The sequence below is a fragment of the Pseudoramibacter alactolyticus ATCC 23263 genome (assembly GCF_000185505.1).
GTDB lineage: Bacteria > Bacillota > Clostridia > Eubacteriales > Eubacteriaceae > Pseudoramibacter > Pseudoramibacter alactolyticus.
On sequence record NZ_GL622359.1, the window covers coordinates 113,751 to 130,239 of the forward strand.

Genomic DNA, 16,489 nt, shown 5'->3' on the forward strand with positions numbered 1-16,489 from the left:
GGACGCGTGGATGGGCTTACGGCCGGCGCATCGAATGATGCCAACAAAAAGCACTTCACCTGTGGCCGTGAAGTGCTTTTTGGGTATAGAAGATGTTAATGGTTTGCCGCATGGCGACAAAGGAGAATGTCACGCCGAGGCGGCGTGCGGCCGGGCGCCACAGGGGCCGTTCAAAACGCCCATCTCCTGCCAGGAGATGGGCGCGTCTTTGCGAATATGCGAGTGATTGAAAGGGTTGGAAGGATTGAAAGGTTGTGAATTAAACGTAGAAGAGCAGGTCTTCATAAATCGGATAGGGCCAGTATTCCCGGCCGACGATGGTTTCGAGCTCGTCGGCGACGGCGCGCAGGGCGTTCATCGCGCCGATCACCGCATTGCAATAGGCATCGGCCCTTTCCTGGGCGTCGGCGGCGGCCTGGGCGGCGCGATTGGCGGCTTCCAACGCGTCGGTCTTTTCGAGCATGCCGCCGGCCAGCGCGGAGATGCGCGCGGCCATTTTGGCTTCGACGCTGCCTTTGGTATCGAGGCCGACGGCCTTTTTCTGGGCGAGGATGGTCGTCAGGTCCTTTTCGCACTTAAGCACCGCCGGCAGAATTTCGTGTCGGGCCATCGAGAGCATGGTCAGTGCTTCAATGTTGATGGTTTTGGCGTATTCCTCCAGGTGGATTTCCTGGCGGGCCTTCATTTCCTCTTCGGAATAAATGCCGTGGCGGGCCATCACGTCCACATTCTTCGGCAGGCAGTAATCGGCAAAGGCCTCCGGCGTGGTTTTGAGATTGGGCAGGCCGCGGCGGGCAGCTTCGGCCACCCATTCGTCGGAATAATTGTTGCCGTTGAAGATCACGCGCTTGTGCGCAGAGAGGCGGCCGCGCAGAAATTCGCGGCAGTCGGCTTCAAAATCGGTGCTGCCCTCCAGGGCATCGGCATATTCCCGCAGCACTTCAGCCACGGCGGCGTTGAGGGCGATGTTCGGTCCGGCGATGGACTGATTGGAGCCCAGCATCCGGAATTCAAACTTGTTGCCGGTGAAAGCGAAGGGCGAGGTGCGGTTGCGGTCGGTGGCATCGGAGATGAAGTTCGGCACCGAGTCGACGCCGATATCCATGATCAGATCTCGAGCGGTTTCGACCGTTTCGCCGGTTTCCAGGGATTTGAGGGCGGCCGTTAGCTGGTCGCCGAGGAAGATCGAGATAATGGCCGGGGGCGCTTCGTTGCCGCCGAGACGGTGGTCGTTGCCCGCCGAGGCCACGGTGGAGCGCAGCAGCTCCGGATAGCGGTCGACCGCTTCGATCACCGCGACGAGGAAGAGCAGAAACTGCAGATTGCTCGCCGGATCGCCGCCGGGATCCAGCAGATTTTCGCCGGTATCGGTGCTGATGGCCCAGTTGTTGTGCTTGCCGGAGCCGTTGATGCCCTCAAAGGGTTTTTTGTGGATCAGGCAATGCAGGTTGTGTTTGGGGGCGATGCGGCGCAGGGTTTCCATGATTAGGTGATTGTTGTCCGTCGCCTGGTTGGAGGTGGAGAATACCGGCGCGAGCTCGTGCTGGCAGGGGGCGACTTCGTTGTGGCGGGTTTTGCTCGGTACGCCGAGAGCCCAGAGCTCGTCGTCCACCTCGCGCATGAAGTGGCGGACCCGCCCGCGGATGCGCCCGAAATAATGGTCCTCCATTTCCTGCCCCTTGGGCGCGTCGGCCCCGAAGAGGGTGCGGCCGGTGAGGATCAAATCCTTGCGCTTTTTATACATGTCATTGTCGATCAGGAAATATTCCTGTTCGGCGCCGACGGTGGTGGTCACCTTTTTCACGTCGGTTTTTCCGAAGAGTGCCAGGATGCGGATGGCCTCGTCGGACAGGGCCTTCATTGAGCGGAGCAGCGGCGTCTTTTTGTCGAGTACTTCGCCGGAGTAGGAGATGAAGGATGTGGGGATGTAAAGGGATTTGCCCTTGACAAAGGCGAAGGAAGTCGGGTCCCAGGCGGTGTAGCCCCGGGCTTCAAAGGTCGCCCGCAGCCCGCCGGAGGGAAAGGAAGAGGCGTCCGGTTCGCCCTTGATCAGTTCTTTGCCGGAGAATTCCATGATGACTTTGCCTTCGTCGGTGGGGCTGATAAAGGCGTCGTGCTTTTCGGCGGTGGCGCCGGTCATCGGCTGGAACCAATGGGTGAAATGGGTGGCACCCAGCTCCATGGCTCAGTCTTTCATCGCGTTGGCCACCACCTCGGCGGCGTCCTTTTCGAGGGGGGTGCCTTCCTTAATGGTGCGCAGCACGCTTTTGTAAATGTGCCCCGGCAGCCGCTTGCGCATCACCGTGATATTGAAAACTTTCGAGCCGAACAGCTCGACGACGCTGTCCTTTTGATCCTTGATTTCGGTTAAAACGTCAGACATGATTGCCTCCTTCTTGAAAATCGAATGGCTTGGCGAAAATAAAAAAACGCCGGCACGCTTGTTCAAACGTGCAGGCGCCTTTGCCAGATTCGCTATTGAAGATGCCTATAGGATAGGCGATGCGGAAGGACTTGTCAAGGAATTTCGTGCAAAAAAACAAAGTAGGATGCTGTATACAAATCTGCAATCCTTTTCGATCAATTAAGGCTTGCCAAGGATGGCGGGCTGTGGTTTAATAACAGCAATCTAAAAATTGTATACATCAAGAAGACCATGGAACAAAGGCGTTCCCCAAGCGGTCGATTGTGCAGACAAGCCACCAAGCGTGAAGCGGATGGCGTTTTATCGGTCTGCCGGTCGGCGGCTGGGGCGCGTCTTTTTTCTTTGAGAAGGACCTTGCTTGTAACGCACGCGGCGTCTTGGTGCGCCGGAGAAAGAAGGAGAATGTGATGTTAAGAAAAGAAGGAGAAATCAGAATCCCGTCGGGCTGTGCCATCGCGGGCATCATCGACAAGACCGGCCGGCGCAGTATCAACGGCCGCACGATTATCGATGCCATCGCGGTGATGCACGACCGCGCCAACGGGCTCGGCGGCGGCTTCGCGGGCTACGGCATCTATCCGGAATACGCCAACGCTTATGCCTTCCACGTGTTTTATGACGATCTGCAGGCCCGCCAGGAAACCGAGCGCTACTTCGACCGCTATTTTGACGTGGCGAATATGAGCCGCATCCCGGTGAAAAAGCACCCGCGGATCGGCGATGCGCCGCTGATCTGGCGCTACTTTGTTAATCCGCTGTTCAACCGGATCCAGGAGGAGCGCGGCGAAATCGACGAGGAAAAATTCATCGCCGACACGGTTTTTTATATCAACACCGCCATCGAAGGCGCGTATATTTTTTCCTCCGGGAAAAACATGGGCATTTTCAAGGCCGTCGGTTTCCCGGAGGACGTCGGCGAATTTTATCGCCTCGAGGAATACGACGGTTATTGCTGGACGGCTCACGGCCGCTACCCGACCAACACACCGGGGTGGTGGGGCGGTTGCCATCCCTTCGCGCTGCTGGATCACTCCGTGGTGCACAACGGCGAAATTTCTTCCTACGATACCAATCGGCGCACCATCGAAATGTTCGGCTACACCTGCAGCCTGCTCACCGACACGGAGGCGATCACCTACATTATCGATTACCTGAAGCGCAAGGCCGGCTTCGATTATGAGGATATCGCCCGCATCATCGCGGCGCCCTTTTGGGAGGAGATCGAGCGCATGCCGGAAGAAGCGGCGCGCCGGGCCAAGCTTTTGTGCAATACCTATGCGAGTCTCTTGATCACCGGACCGTTTTCGATCATCTGCGGGTTTAACAAGGGGCTCATGGCGCTCAACGATCGGCTCAAGCTGCGCTCGATGGTCGCCGGCGAAAAGGACGACGTGGTTTATATCGCCAGCGAGGAATCGGCGATCCGCGCCGTCTGCCCGGACATCGAGGGCATCTGGGCCCCCCCGGGGCGGCGAGCCCATCATCGTCCGCGTGAAAGAGGAGGCCTGACATGGGAATCCATTATTTATATCCGGAATTTGAAGTCCACCGGGATGTCGACCGCTGCATTCAGTGCCGGGTCTGTGAGCGCCAATGCTCGGAGGAAGTGCACGCCCTGGATCCGGAAGCGGGGATCATGCGCGCCGACGAGAGCAAGTTCGTGGATTGTCAGCGCTGCGTGACGCTCTGCCCGACCCGGGCGCTGAAGATCGTCAAGACCGACAATACCTTTCGCCCGAACCACAACTGGCAGCAGCACACCATCGAAGAAGTGTATCGCCAGGCGGATACCGGCGGGGTGCTGCTCTCCAGCATGGGCAACCCGAACGATTATCCGATCTATTGGGACAAGATCCTCCTCAACGCGAGCCAGGTGACCAATCCCTCCATCGATCCGCTGCGCGAGCCGATGGAAACCAAGGTTTTTCTCGGCAAGAAGCCGGGCAAGCTTGAATTTGACGCGCACGGCGCGCTGACCTCGGAGCTGCCGCCTCAGATTGAGCTTGAACTGCCGATCCTATTTTCGGCGATGTCCTATGGGTCCATCAGCGAGAACGCGCACAAATCTCTGGCCCGGGCCGCGACGGCGCTGGGCACCTGCTACAACACCGGCGAGGGCGGCTTGAACAAGGAACTTTATCCCTATGGGCCGAACACCATCGTCCAGGTGGCTTCCGGGCGCTTCGGCGTGCACGAGGGCTATTTAAAGGCCGGCGCCGCCGTCGAAATCAAAATGGGCCAGGGCGCCAAGCCCGGCATCGGCGGCCATTTGCCCGGCAAAAAGATCCGAGCCAAGGTTTTCGAGACGCGAATGATCCCCGAGGGGTCGGACGCGATTTCCCCGGCGCCTCACCACGATATTTATTCCATCGAGGATCTGCGCCAGCTGGTTTTCTCGCTCAAAGAGGCGACGGATTATCAAAAGCCGGTGATCGTTAAAATCGCGGCGGTGCACAACGTGGCGGCCATCGCCTCGGGCATCGCCCGCTCCGGGGCCGACGTCATCGCCATCGACGGCTTCCGCGGCGGTACTGGCGCCGCGCCGACGCGTATCCGCGACAACGTGGGCATTCCCATTGAGCTGGCTCTGGCGGCGGTGGATCAGCGTTTGCGGGACGAAAAGATCCGCAACGACGTGTCCATCGTCGTCGGCGGGAGCATCCGCTCGGCGGCGGATGTGGTCAAGGCCATTGCCCTCAGGGCCGACGCCTGCTACATCGGCACGGCGGCGCTGCTCGCCCTGGGCTGTCATTTGTGCCGGCAGTGCTAGCGCGGCCTGTGCAACTGGGGCATCGCGACCCAGCGGGAAGATCTGGTGAAGCGGCTCAATCCGGATATCGGCAGCGAGCGGCTCATCAATTTGCTGACGGCCTGGAATCACGAAATCAAGGAAATCATGGGCGGCATGGGGATCAATTCCATCGAAGCGCTGAAGGGCAACCGGCTGATGCTCCGCGGCATCGGCCTGAGTGAAAAGGAACTGGCCATCCTCGGTATTAAACACGCCGGTGAATGAATGGGAGTAACATTGTGAAAAGAGTCTATGTGAACGAAGAATGGTGTCTTGGCTGCCATTTGTGTGAATACAACTGCGCCTTTGCGAATTCCGGCGAGCCCGACATGGTGCGGGCCTTCAGCCGGGATGTGCCGCCCCTGCCGCGCATCCGCGTTGAGGACGGCACCCAGGATGGTGAGGCCATTCACTTCGCCGTGTCCTGTCGGCACTGCGAGGTGCCCTATTGCGTGAAGGGCTGCATTACCGGGGCGCTTTCTGTCGAAGACGGCGTGGTTAAAATCGACCGCGACCGATGCGTGGGCTGCCGCACCTGCATCGCCATGTGTCCCTACGGCTGTCTGGTGGTGGGCCGCGACCACACGATGCTTAAATGTGAGCTCTGCCTGGAAAACGCCGCGGGCTCGCCCGCCTGCGTCGCTGGATGCCCGAATCGCGCCATCGTTTATGAAGCGCGGGATTAGGAGGGAATGATGAGCCGGGAAATTCAGACTAAATATTTAATCGTCGGCAACGGCGTGGCGGCGGTCGGCGGGGTGGAAGGCATCCGCCAAATCAACCCCGACGGGAAGATCGTGCTGGTATCGGACGAGCCCTATCATACGTATTCGCGCCCGCTGATCTCCTACTGGCTGGAAGGCCGGGTGGACCGCGAGCACATGCGCTACCGCGGCGCGGATTTTTATAAAGTCAACCGTGTTGACGCCCGGCTGGGCGAAGCGGTTACGGCCATCGACGCGGCGGCGCACACGGCAAAACTGGCCGGCGGCGAGGGCATCGTTTATGAAAAGGTGCTTATTGCCACGGGATCGAAGCCCTTCGTGCCGCCCATTACCGGGGCAAACGGCGCGAAAAACGCATTTACTTTCACGAAGCTGGACGACGCGCTGGCCATTGGCAAGCGGCTGACACCTGAATCGAGGGTGGTCATCATGGGCGGCGGCCTCATCGGACTCAAGGCGGCAGAAGCCGTGTTGGGCCAATGCGCGAGCCTGACCGTGGTGGATCTGGCCGATCGGGTGATGCCCTCGGTGCTCGACGCCGAATGCGCCGCGGCGATGGCGGATCACCTGCGGAGCCTTGGCGTGGACCTGCGCCTTAAAACGAGTCTGACCGCGGTGGCCGACGGCACCGTCACCACCAGCGAAGGCGATGTGCTGCCCACTGATATTTTGATCCTGGCGGTGGGCACCCGCCCGAATCAGCAGCTCGCGGCGGATGCCGGGGCGGCCTGCGAACGGGGGATTGTGACCGACACGGCCCAGCGCACGAGCCTGGCCGACGTTTATGCGGCGGGCGACTGCACTCAAAGCCGCGACATCAGCGCCGGCGTGGACCGCAATATCGCGATCCTCCCCAACGCTTATCTGCAGGGGGAAAAGGCCGGCATCAATATGGCCGGCGGCGCCGCGGCGTTTGAGGCGGCCTTCCCGGTGAACGCCATGGGCATTAAGGATTTTTATCTGCTCACCGCCGGCAGCACGGCGGGCGAGCCCGTGACGGTCCGGGGCGAGGACGGCGGCCTGCGCAAGTTTTATATCGCAGATGACAGGCTTGTGGGCTTTATCATCCTCGGCGATTGCCAGCGCGCCGGGATCTACACCGACATGATCCGAAACGGGACGAAGCTGTCGTCGGCCGATTGGGAGGCGCTGCTCAAGACGCCGCAGCTTGCCGCCTTTGAAAAGGACGTGCGCCTGGCCGATCTGGCCCGGGCCCATTAAAGGAGAACGCGATGATCATCGAAACAAGAGGCAAATATTACACCCGGCTCAACCAGGAGATCAAACAGACCTGCGGCCGCAACGTGACGGTGCGCGGGGTGCTGGGCCAGCGCTACCTCGGCACCGGGACGGAAGGCAAGGCGCTGACGGTATTCGGCACGCCGGGCAATGCCCTTGGCGCCTATCTGAACGGGACCGACATCACCGTGTACGGCAATGTCCAGGACGCGGTTGGCGACACGATGGACAGCGGCGACATCGTGGTGCACGGCAGCGCCGGCGACACGCTGGGCTACGGCATGCGCGGCGGCAGCATCTATGTGCAGGGCGACGCTGGTTACCGCGTCGGCATCCACATGAAAGCCTATCGGGAAAAGCATCCGACCATTGTCATCGGCGGGAAGGTCGGCGCCTTTCTCGGCGAATATCAGGCCGGCGGCACCATCGTGGTGCTGGGGATCGGCTGCGGCGGCGCGGTGCCGATGGGCCCCTATTGCGGCACGGGCATGCACGGCGGGGAAATGTTTATCCGCTGTGACGCCGCTCCGGAGAGTTTGCCGGCGCAGGTTGAGGCCGAGCGCTGCGGCGAGAAGGATCTGGCGCGGCTCGCCCCGTTAATCAAGCGTTATTGCGACACCTTTGAGGCGGATCCCGGCCGCTTTGCCGGCAAACCTTTTTATAAATTGACACCGAGCGCTGGCAATCCCTATAATAATTTATATACCACATATTGATCGCCGCGCCGCGGCGGGACAGGAGGCAGCGATGATGATTGGCAATTCGCTGGAAGACATGCAGGAATTTATCGAAGAAAATGACGTGAAATTTCTGCGCATGCAGTTTTGCGATATTAACGGTGTAAGCCGCAATGTCGCGGTGTCGGATAAGCAGGTGGCGGACGCGGCTCAGGACGGCGTGCTCATCGATGGCAATGCCGTGGCCGGCTTCGACGGGCGGGACCGTTCCGATCTCGTGCTTAAGCCCTTTTTTGAAACGGCGACGATTTTGCCCTGGCGGCCCCAGCGGGGCAAAGTCGCTTCGGTAATCTGCGGCGTTTTTTATCCCGACGGGCGTCCCTGCGAGGCTGACAGCCGCCAGGTGCTGGGGCGCCAGATAGCCCGCGCCGAGGCTTTGGGCTATACGATGAACGTCGGCGCCGAATGCGAGTTTTATCTTTTCAAGCAGGACGATGCCGGCCGGCCGACCACGGATCCGGTGGACGATGCCGATTATTGTGCCCTGGCGCCGGGGGACCGCGGCGAGAATACCCGCCGGGACATCATCCTCACGCTGGAGGACATGGGTTTTGTGGTGGAAAGCTCTCACCACGAAACCGGGCGCGGCCATCACGAAATCGACTTTCGTTACACCGAGGCCCTCAAAGCGGCCGATCAGCTGATGATTTTGCGCAATGTGGTGCGCAACATCGCCCAGCGCAACGGTCAGCACGCCACTTTTATGCCCAAGCCGCTCAACGGCGAGCCCGGCAGCGGCATGCACGTCAACCTGTCGCTGATGCGCGGCCTCGACAACCTCTTTATCGAGCGGGACGGCGATATTTCCGAAGAGGCCCGGCATTTTGCCGCTGGGATCCTGACCCACATGCCGGGCATCACAGCCCTGGCCAATCCCACGGTCAATTCCTATAAGCGGCTGGCCACCGGCATGGAAGCGCCGAGTCGCATCAACTGGGGCAAGAGCGCCCGGGAAGCACTGATCCGCATTCCTGCCGACGCCGAGCACCGATGCCGCATGGAGGTGCGCAGTCCGGACCCGACCTGCAATCCTTATTTGACTTATGCGGTGATGCTCGCCGCCGGTCTTGACGGCCTCGAGCGGCGGCTGCCTTTGCTGCCGGAAACGGTGGGCGATGCCGAAATCGGCGTATTTTTGCCGATGTCGCTAAACGATGCGCTGGGCGCCATGGCGGCGGATCCGCTGATCACCGAGGTGCTTGGGGTGGAGCTGGCCGAAAAATTCCAGGCGATCAAGCGTGCGGAATGGCAGGCATATATGACGACGGTGCACGACTGGGAGCAGGCGCGTTATTTCACCGGCTATTGACGCGGGCAGCATCGGCGGCGGGAAGGAGGTCCGGCATTGGCGTGTGCACTGGTAATTTGTCAAAAAGGAAACCTTCAGCGCGGCGTGATCGACCTGCTTCGGGAAATGGCCTTCAATCAAATTGAGGTAGTAGCTTCCGGGGCGCAGGGACGCCGGCGCATGCAGGAAATTAATTGCGATCTCGTGATCATCAACACCCCTCTCGAGGACGAATTCGGCACGGAATGCGCCTTGGATCTGCAGGAAGATTACGAGGTCGGCATTATTTTACTGGTCAAAAGCGAGATGGCCGAAGCGGCGGCGGATCGGCTGGCGGGGACGGCGGCCTTCGTGGTGACCAAGCTGATCTCCCGGACGGTGCTGGCGCAGCACATTTCACTGCTGGTCCGGACGCAGCGGCGGGTGACGGCCCTGACCCGTAAGGTTGAGGATCTGCAGCGCAAACTCGCGGATCAAAAAATTATCTTCCGGGGCAAGCTCGTGCTCATGGGACATTTGGACATCAGTGAGGCGGCGGCCCATCGCTACCTGCAGAAGAAGGCCATGGATCTGCGGATGAAGCCGGTCGAGGTGGCCGAGCGCATCATTGCAACCGTGATTCACGAGCATTCGTAGTGGGCGCAGGCAATGCGTGGCGGCAGATAATCTGCCGCTTTTTGTTTGGTCGGCGTCAAGAAAAGGCTTGACAAAACACGGGCGGCTCATTAAAATAAAACAAACATATCAGAAAACTATGCTAAGGAGATGGCCGTCATGTGTGAATTATTTGCCTATTCGTCTAAAAAAAATCACGACATTACAAAAGAACTGAAAGGCTTTTACGCGCGCAGCGTGAATCAGCCCAACGGCTGGGGTCTGGCCGAGTTTGACGATGTGGGCAGGATGTGCATGCACAAGTATCCGGAGCGGGCCATCGATTCCAAACTTTTGCCCCGGCTCATCGGCGAGGGCATCGGGCGCAAGCGTGTGCTGGCCCATATCCGTTACGCCACCGTGGGCAGCATCAACGTCAACAACTGCCATCCCTTCGTGGCGTACGACAGCACCGGCCGGGAGTGGACGATGATTCACAACGGTACCGTGTTTAACGGAACGGCGCTGCTCAAATATTTTAATCTGCAGGACGGGGAAACGGATTCCGAACGGCTTTTGCTCTATCTGATGGATTTGATCGACGAGGCGACCCGTCGCCGGGGACACCCTCTCGACAGGGATGAGCGCTTCGACGTGATTGAGAGCATGCTGGCATCCAATGCGGACCGCAACAAGCTCAACCTCTTTCTTTACGACGGGGAGCAGTTTTATGTGCACGCGAACAACGCGCCGGCGCAGCTGCACTACACGGAGGATACGACGCCGGGAGACGAGGCGCTGATGTTTGCCACGGTGCCCTATACCGACGCCGATTGGCAGCCCGTGCCCCAGACGCAGCTGATTGCCTTTCGCGACGGGCGTTTCACCCGCTTTGGCAAGAACCATCACGTCGCTTTTCACAGCGATTATTACCGGATCATGCTCGAGCCCACTCATCCCGAGCTGGACTTTTCGTTTTTGTAAAGCGAAGCCCTTCGGGGCTTTTTTGCGTTTTCAGGGGATCCTGTGCTATCATGAAGATATTTGAAATGAAAAGGAGAAGGAATTGAATGGCAATGATTGATCTGAGCACCCTCGGCATCGGCAATCCTGCAGAGATGGATTGGGCGGCCTATTTTGACGAAAATCACGCGCATCGGCTCGTCAATGATTTTTCTAGGGAGACGCCGCTGACGGCCGATGAAAAACGGCTGATCTTTCCCAGTGTGCGCCGATTCCAGAAAGGAGAAGCCTCTGACGGGTGCTGTCTGATCGCCTGTGCCGAGGCCTATGTGCAGGTCACCGGCGATGCGGCCTATCTGCCGGCGATCCGCGGGTTTATCCGCGAGGAGAATCGCCACTCGGCCTATCTGAAAAGCTATATGGATTATTATGGCGTTGCGCCGGCGTCCCGCGTCCTGCTGGACCGGATTTTTCGCCGGATGCGCAAGGGCGGCACCCTCAAGCGGGAGATCACCGTGCTGGTGACGGCAGAAATGCTGGCACTTTCGTATTATGCGGCCCTTTCCCGGTGCACGGTCTCGCCGGTGCTGCAGCGCATTTGCGCACAGATGCTTCACGACGAATCCCGGCATATCGTTTTTCAGTCCTGGACCCTGCACAAAATCGGCGCAGGGGAGGCGGATGCCCGGCGCAGACAAAGATTGCTGCGGGCGGCGGCGAATGCCCTGTGGCTGGGGGCGAAGCCGGTTTTTGCCGCGGCAGGCTATACCCGGCGGGCCCTGTTTTCCGAGGCGGAAGCGATGCTGGCACAGTCGGCGGCAATCGCTGCAACCGGCACATGGGCATAAAAATCAAGGCAATCAAAAATACCCCGCAGCGTGCAGCGGGGTGTTTTTTGTACAGGGGGATACACACAAGATTGGCGTTATTCCAGGTTCAAATGGCGGCCCAGCAGCCAGGTGGTCAGGCCGAAGAAGAGCGCACAGAGAAGCACCTGGATGAGCAAGAAGACGCCGAGATAAGCCGAGGCCAGCTGTACCGCCTGGGCAGTGGAGAGGGCTCTGAAAGGGCTGCTTTCAAGATACTCGGAAGAGCTGGCTATGCTGACAAAGCTCAGAATTTGCAGGACGACGCTGATGCCGATATAGGCAAAGACGGAAAGGGCGCCCCGGTGCCGGTTGACCAGCTGGCCGATGGCCATGGCGAGGTAGAACATCAAAATTGAAGCGGCGAGCCCAAACAGAACCAGCAGCACGCATTCGACGACGGGCAGCGCCAGATGATACCGGCCGACGGCGCCGAACATCTGGGAGAGCTCCGCTGCCGTGAGGAAATGATGGGGCATCAGATCCGGAACGATGATAATCAGCGAGATTGGTACGACCGCTGCCGTTACGATGGTCCAGATGATAGCGGCCAAAAGCTTCGCGCCGATGTGCTCGGCCGGATGGACCGGCAGGGTCATCGTCAGGTAGCCCTGGGAGCCCAGCAAATTGTCGTAGAACCGCTTGACGATCATCACCAGCAGCAGGATGGGCACGGCCACGAAAAGAATGCCGTAAAGGGATTGGAAAATGGTCTGGATGATGCCGCCCATGTATCCGGGGATGAGCAAGGTCAGCCTCGAAACCAGTGCGCAGGCGATGATCGCCAGATAGCTGATGACCATCAGGCGCCAGGTTTCCTTCATTTCGTATTTTAATAATTTGCCTAACATTTAAACACCTCTCTGAAATAATCGTCCACGGATTTGCCTTGCTCGACGCGCAGGTCGTCCACGCTTTTGTGCAGCAGCGCCCGGCCGTCCTTGATGAAGATCACCTCGTCCAGAACGGACTCTACATCGGCGATGAGATGGGTGGCGATGAGCACCAGCGCTTTGGGGTTGTAATTGTTGATGATGGTCTGGATGATGGTATCCCGGGCCGCCGGATCCACCCCGCCGATAGGTTCGTCCAGCAGATAAAGCTTCGCGCGGCGGCTCATTACCAGGACGAGCTGCACCTTTTCAATCATCCCTTTGGAGAGTTCCTTGAAGGTCGATTCGACGTCGATCTGCATGGTCGACAGGAGAATATGGGCCTGGGATTCGTCAAAATCCGGATAAAAATCGGCCATTTTGGCGATCAGTGCCGAAACCTTCATGTGCTTGTCGAAATAAAGGCGATCCGGCAGGTAGGAGATCAGCGCGTTGGCATCTTTACCCGGGGCCAGCCCGTCGATGGTTAGACTGCCCTCCGTGGGGGTGAGCAGGCCCATGACGGTTTTGATGAAGGTGGTCTTGCCGCTGCCGTTGGGACCGAGCAGCCCGACGATGCGCCCGGCTTCAAGGCCGAGGTTTAAATGATCGAGGGCGGTGCGACGTCCGTAGCGTTTGCTCAAATCGTTCGCTTCGAGTAGACAGTTATTCATGGATGTCCTCCTTTTGGATGAGCAGGGCAATGGTTTTTTTGCGGTCAAAGCCCATTTGCTGCATTTGTTTTAAAAATGTGGCGATGGTTTCGTCGGCCAGCCGCCCCCGAATGTTTTCAATCAATTGGGTATCCTCCGTGATATAACGTCCGGCGGTGCGCTGGGTGAACAGCAAGCCGGATTGCTCCAGGGTTGCCAGGGCCCGCTGCATCGTGTTGGGATTGACAGCGGCTTCCTTTGCCAATTCGCGAACAGAGGGGAGCTTGTCGCCGGGGCGGTAATCCCCGGAGATAATGTGTCGCTCCACTTGCTCGATGAGCTGGAGATAGATCGGCCGCTTGGGGTCGATATGCCATTTCATAGGCGCCTCCTTAAAATGTTTTGTATTAATATCTTAGCACAAGTGTACGACGAAGAACGAAGTCTGTCAAGGTTTTTTTAAAAAAAGAAGCAATTATTTTGTTAAGAATTTAAAAATAGTTTGCGTCGAAGGGAGTGGAAATGTTAATATTGGCTTAATTTGAAAAAATGGAGGTTTTTATGAATTGGACAAGAGCACAACTTAAAACAGAGGCCAAAGCGCATTTCCGTGCCAATTACGGAAGCAGCGTCCTCTTTTTCTTTTTGCTGGTATTGGTAGCGGCCGGCTCCGGCGGGGCGGGTTTTCTCATTCCGATGGCCGGCGGGATCGTGGCGGAGATTTTTCTGATCCTGCCGCTGGCGGTCAGCGCGGCGCGTTTTGCCCTGGACAACCGGGAGGGCCCGGCCGAATTGGAAAGATTTGTTTTTTGTTTTAAAAGCAATTATGTCAATATTTTAAAAACGATGTTCATGATGAACTTGTTCATTGCTCTGTGGAGCCTGCTTTTTGTGATCCCCGGGATTGTGAAGGCCTATCAATATCGGTTGGTGCCCTATCTGCTGGCGGAAAATCCGGACATGGATTATCACGATGCGCTGGATACGTCCCGCCGACTCACCGACGGGCAAAAGGGTGATATCTTTGTTCTCGACCTGTCGTTCATCGGCTGGGGCATCGTCTCGGGACTCACTTGCGGCATTGTGGGGATTTTCTGGTTTGCGCCCTATATCGCTCAGACAAATGCGGAGCTTTATGCGGCGATTCGCGGCGGCACGGCGACGCCCGGCTACGGCGGCGGCCGGCCGGTCCAAGCCACGTCCTATGAGGACGTGACGCCTGAAGCCGGCGCGTCAGCCCTGCCGTCTGCATCCGGCGACGGCAACGGCGCAGACGATTTTGGCGGCAGCAGCGACGATACGATTTATCTTTAAAAAAACAGCAGTCCGGGAAAGACAGACCGTCGTCCGGACCTTTTAGATATGGCGACAGACTGTTGGCCGCATCGATCGGCCGACGGCCATGGCTAAATGGTTTCAAAGGAGGTTTTGAAAAATGAAGTGGACAAGAAGGGCCTTAAAACAGCAGGCAAAGCGCGCGATCGCGGCGCATTACAGTGTGACGGCAATCGCCTTTATCATTTACATCGCGGTTTCCTGTGTGATCGGCCAGTGCTATGGCGCGATGAGCAGGACATCATTTCGGCCCGTGATGGGCCTTTTGGGGCTGGTGCTCATGATTTTTGTGGTTAACCCGCTGTCGGTCGGGGCCGCGCGGCTGGTATTGAACAACCGTGAGGGCCGCGCTCAGGTATCAGATCTGTTTTTCGGGTTTAAAAATCATTACGGCAACGTGGTTAAAACCCTGTTCTTGATGTACCTGTTTATCGGTTTGTGGTCGCTGTTGCTCATCGTGCCAGGGATCATCAAAAGTTATCAGTATTATTTCGTGTCCTTTATGCTGGCAGAGGATCCTGCCATCGACCGGTCGGCGGCCTTTAATCGCTCCAAGGCTATGACGGACGGCTACAAGGGCGACATATTCGTGCTGACCCTGTCGTTTATTGGCTGGGGATTGATTTGCAGCGTTCCGCTGATGATCGGCATGCGCAGTGTTGGCGCAGTGTCGGTGCTTTTGACACTGGCGGCCTATGTTTATTCGGCACTGTGGCTGTCGCCCTATGTGGAGCAGACCAACGCGGAGCTTTACATCGCGATGAAGGCCATCAAGGCTGAAGGCTACGATGGCGGGGACCGCGGCGCGGCAGTTTGAACGCCGCTTCACGAAGACACGGCGCCGCCTGTTCCGTCGAGGGCCGATCGTTTCGGCGGAAACGGTCCGGTCGGATTTTAACGGCAGGCGCGTGATGGTTAAAACAAGCCCCGGTTTTGGAGACGCATCCGAAGCCGGGGCTTTTTGTGTGCCGATTTTACACAGATTTAACACGACGGCGCTTTTACATTTAACATACCGCCCTTATCATAAAAACAAATCCAACGGGATGCGGCAGGGCTCGCATCGTGTATTTTAAAAGGAGAACAATATGAAGAAGATAATGATGGCGATGATGGCGGCGGCGCTGGCAGGCGTTTTTGTTTTGGCAGGCTGTGGCGGAGGCGGCGGGAAAATCCATGTCGTCTCCCGGGAAGACGGCTCCGGGACCCGGGGCGCCTTTATCGAGCTGACCGGCATTCAAGCGAAAAAGGGATCCGAAAAGGTGGATCGAACCACGAGTGCGGCGACGGTCTCCAATTCGACGGCGGTGGTGTTGTCGACGGTCAAAGACGACACCGACGCCATCGGCTATATTTCTCTGGGCTCGCTGGACAAAAGTGTCAAGGCGGTCAAGGTTGATGGGGTCGCCCCCTCGGTCAAAACGGTTAAAAATGGTTCTTATCACTTATCCCGGCCGTTTAATATTGTGACAAAAGGTAATCTGAGCGCGCCGGCCAAAGATTTCATCGCCTTCATCCTGTCTGCGGATGGTCAGAAAGTGATTGAAAAGAACGGCTATATCGCGGTGGCAACGGGCAGCACCTATGCCGGGGCAAAGCCCGCCGGCAAGGTCACGGTCGGGGGATCCTCTTCGGTGACACCGGTGATGGAAAAGCTCAAGGAAGCTTATCAGAAGGTGAACCCCAACGCCAAGATCGAAGTGCAGGAATCGGATTCGTCCACGGGGATTGCCGGTGCGGCAGAGGGCACTTTTGATATCGGCATGGCTTCCCGCGAACTGGAGGACGACGAGCAGGCCAAGGGCATTAAGACGACAAAGATCGCGATGGACGGGATTGCCGTCATCGTCAACCGGGACAATCGGGTGGAGGCCCTGACCACGCAGGCGATCTGCAATATCTATACCGGCAAGACGACGGACTGGCGCAGCATTCAATAGATTGATCGGCGGGCTGTTTTAAAGACGGCTTGTCGTCTACCACAACCGTTTGGTCGGGGAT

At 58.1% G+C, this 16,489-nt stretch carries 13 protein-coding genes and 3 pseudogenes; 12 read left to right on the top strand and 4 right to left on the bottom strand.

The annotated features are described in order from the left end of the window. Positions 1-259 precede the first annotated feature (259 nt). A pseudogene (locus HMPREF0721_RS00510) lies at positions 260-2,383 on the bottom strand (glutamine synthetase III family protein). Between the two features lie 449 nt (positions 2,384-2,832). Here HMPREF0721_RS00510 and HMPREF0721_RS00520 point away from each other — a divergent pair. The 9 genes and pseudogenes from HMPREF0721_RS00520 (at position 2,833) to HMPREF0721_RS00560 (ending at position 11,610) form a co-directional block, all read left to right on the top strand. Next, positions 2,833-3,934: pseudogene (locus HMPREF0721_RS00520) on the top strand (class II glutamine amidotransferase). Between the two features lies 1 nt (position 3,935). Then, a pseudogene (locus tag HMPREF0721_RS00525) lies at positions 3,936-5,441 on the top strand (glutamate synthase-related protein). A 14-nt stretch (positions 5,442-5,455) separates the two neighbouring features. Further along, on the top strand, positions 5,456-5,902 hold the full coding sequence (locus HMPREF0721_RS00530) for a 4Fe-4S dicluster domain-containing protein (RefSeq protein WP_040640114.1): 447 nt from the start codon (positions 5,456-5,458) through the stop codon (positions 5,900-5,902). Positions 5,903-5,911: 9 nt separating this feature from the next. After that, positions 5,912-7,162 (top strand): NAD(P)/FAD-dependent oxidoreductase, encoded by a 1,251-nt coding sequence (locus HMPREF0721_RS00535; protein ID WP_156788665.1) that lies wholly within the window; start codon positions 5,912-5,914, stop codon positions 7,160-7,162. Between the two features lie 11 nt (positions 7,163-7,173). After that, positions 7,174-7,896 carry a GltB/FmdC/FwdC-like GXGXG domain-containing protein gene (locus HMPREF0721_RS00540; protein ID WP_006597545.1) on the top strand — a complete coding sequence of 241 codons (723 nt, stop codon included), beginning with the start codon at positions 7,174-7,176 and terminating at the stop codon, positions 7,894-7,896. 31 nt (positions 7,897-7,927) lie between these two features. Continuing rightward, entirely contained in the window at positions 7,928-9,226 is a 1,299-nt protein-coding gene (locus HMPREF0721_RS00545) for a glutamine synthetase family protein (RefSeq protein ID WP_006597546.1), read from the top strand. Between the two features lie 36 nt (positions 9,227-9,262). After that, positions 9,263-9,841: an ANTAR domain-containing response regulator gene (locus tag HMPREF0721_RS00550; protein WP_156788666.1), complete on the top strand. Its 579-nt coding sequence runs from the start codon at positions 9,263-9,265 to the stop codon at positions 9,839-9,841. 138 nt (positions 9,842-9,979) lie between these two features. After that, complete coding sequence (locus tag HMPREF0721_RS00555; protein WP_040640116.1) at positions 9,980-10,783, top strand: class II glutamine amidotransferase; 804 nt, start codon at positions 9,980-9,982, stop codon at positions 10,781-10,783. 86 nt (positions 10,784-10,869) lie between these two features. Further along, complete coding sequence (locus tag HMPREF0721_RS00560) at positions 10,870-11,610, top strand: ferritin-like domain-containing protein (protein WP_006597549.1); 741 nt, start codon at positions 10,870-10,872, stop codon at positions 11,608-11,610. Positions 11,611-11,687: 77 nt separating this feature from the next. On the opposite strand, the gene HMPREF0721_RS00565 is transcribed toward HMPREF0721_RS00560, so the two are convergent. From HMPREF0721_RS00565 to HMPREF0721_RS00575, 3 genes are read right to left on the bottom strand one after another with little or no spacing between them, the layout of a single operon-like run. Further along, the gene (locus HMPREF0721_RS00565) at positions 11,688-12,479 is read right to left on the bottom strand and encodes a hypothetical protein (protein ID WP_006597550.1); all 792 of its coding nucleotides are present in this window, start codon (positions 12,477-12,479) and stop codon (positions 11,688-11,690) included. Beyond that, positions 12,473-13,174: an ABC transporter ATP-binding protein gene (locus HMPREF0721_RS00570; RefSeq protein WP_006597551.1), complete on the bottom strand. Its 702-nt coding sequence runs from the start codon at positions 13,172-13,174 to the stop codon at positions 12,473-12,475. The genes HMPREF0721_RS00565 and HMPREF0721_RS00570 overlap by 7 nt, the downstream gene beginning before the upstream one ends. Next, complete coding sequence (locus tag HMPREF0721_RS00575) at positions 13,167-13,535, bottom strand: GntR family transcriptional regulator (protein WP_006597552.1); 369 nt, start codon at positions 13,533-13,535, stop codon at positions 13,167-13,169. Before HMPREF0721_RS00575 ends, HMPREF0721_RS00570 begins: the two co-directional genes overlap by 8 nt. A gap of 179 nt (positions 13,536-13,714) precedes the next feature. Here HMPREF0721_RS00575 and HMPREF0721_RS00580 point away from each other — a divergent pair, with 179 nt between their 5' ends. The 3 genes from HMPREF0721_RS00580 to HMPREF0721_RS00595 all read left to right on the top strand — a co-directional run bounded on the left by HMPREF0721_RS00580 (position 13,715) and on the right by HMPREF0721_RS00595 (position 16,428). Next, complete coding sequence (locus HMPREF0721_RS00580) at positions 13,715-14,467, top strand: DUF975 family protein (protein WP_050786931.1); 753 nt, start codon at positions 13,715-13,717, stop codon at positions 14,465-14,467. Between the two features lie 121 nt (positions 14,468-14,588). Next, positions 14,589-15,305 (top strand): DUF975 family protein, encoded by a 717-nt coding sequence (locus tag HMPREF0721_RS00585; RefSeq protein WP_006597554.1) that lies wholly within the window; start codon positions 14,589-14,591, stop codon positions 15,303-15,305. Between the two features lie 271 nt (positions 15,306-15,576). Beyond that, positions 15,577-16,428, top strand: a complete 852-nt coding sequence (locus HMPREF0721_RS00595; RefSeq protein ID WP_006597556.1) for a substrate-binding domain-containing protein — start codon at positions 15,577-15,579, stop codon at positions 16,426-16,428. The last annotated feature ends 61 nt before the right edge of the window (positions 16,429-16,489 follow it).

Bases quoted from the DNA above. Each gene is read 5' to 3' on its own strand.
- HMPREF0721_RS00570 (WP_006597551.1), bottom strand. From the start codon at position 13,174: ATGAATAACTGTCTACTCGAAGCGAACGATTTGAGCAAACGCTACGGA.
- HMPREF0721_RS00585 (WP_006597554.1), top strand. From the start codon at position 14,589: ATGAAGTGGACAAGAAGGGCCTTAAAACAGCAGGCAAAGCGCGCGATC.
- HMPREF0721_RS00575 (WP_006597552.1), bottom strand. From the start codon at position 13,535: ATGAAATGGCATATCGACCCCAAGCGGCCGATCTATCTCCAGCTCATC.
- HMPREF0721_RS00560 (WP_006597549.1), top strand. From the start codon at position 10,870: ATGGCAATGATTGATCTGAGCACCCTCGGCATCGGCAATCCTGCAGAG.
- HMPREF0721_RS00595 (WP_006597556.1), top strand. From the start codon at position 15,577: ATGAAGAAGATAATGATGGCGATGATGGCGGCGGCGCTGGCAGGCGTT.
- HMPREF0721_RS00545 (WP_006597546.1), top strand. From the start codon at position 7,928: ATGATGATTGGCAATTCGCTGGAAGACATGCAGGAATTTATCGAAGAA.
- HMPREF0721_RS00565 (WP_006597550.1), bottom strand. From the start codon at position 12,479: ATGTTAGGCAAATTATTAAAATACGAAATGAAGGAAACCTGGCGCCTG.
- HMPREF0721_RS00555 (WP_040640116.1), top strand. From the start codon at position 9,980: ATGTGTGAATTATTTGCCTATTCGTCTAAAAAAAATCACGACATTACA.
- HMPREF0721_RS00535 (WP_156788665.1), top strand. From the start codon at position 5,912: ATGAGCCGGGAAATTCAGACTAAATATTTAATCGTCGGCAACGGCGTG.
- HMPREF0721_RS00580 (WP_050786931.1), top strand. From the start codon at position 13,715: ATGAATTGGACAAGAGCACAACTTAAAACAGAGGCCAAAGCGCATTTC.
- HMPREF0721_RS00540 (WP_006597545.1), top strand. From the start codon at position 7,174: ATGATCATCGAAACAAGAGGCAAATATTACACCCGGCTCAACCAGGAG.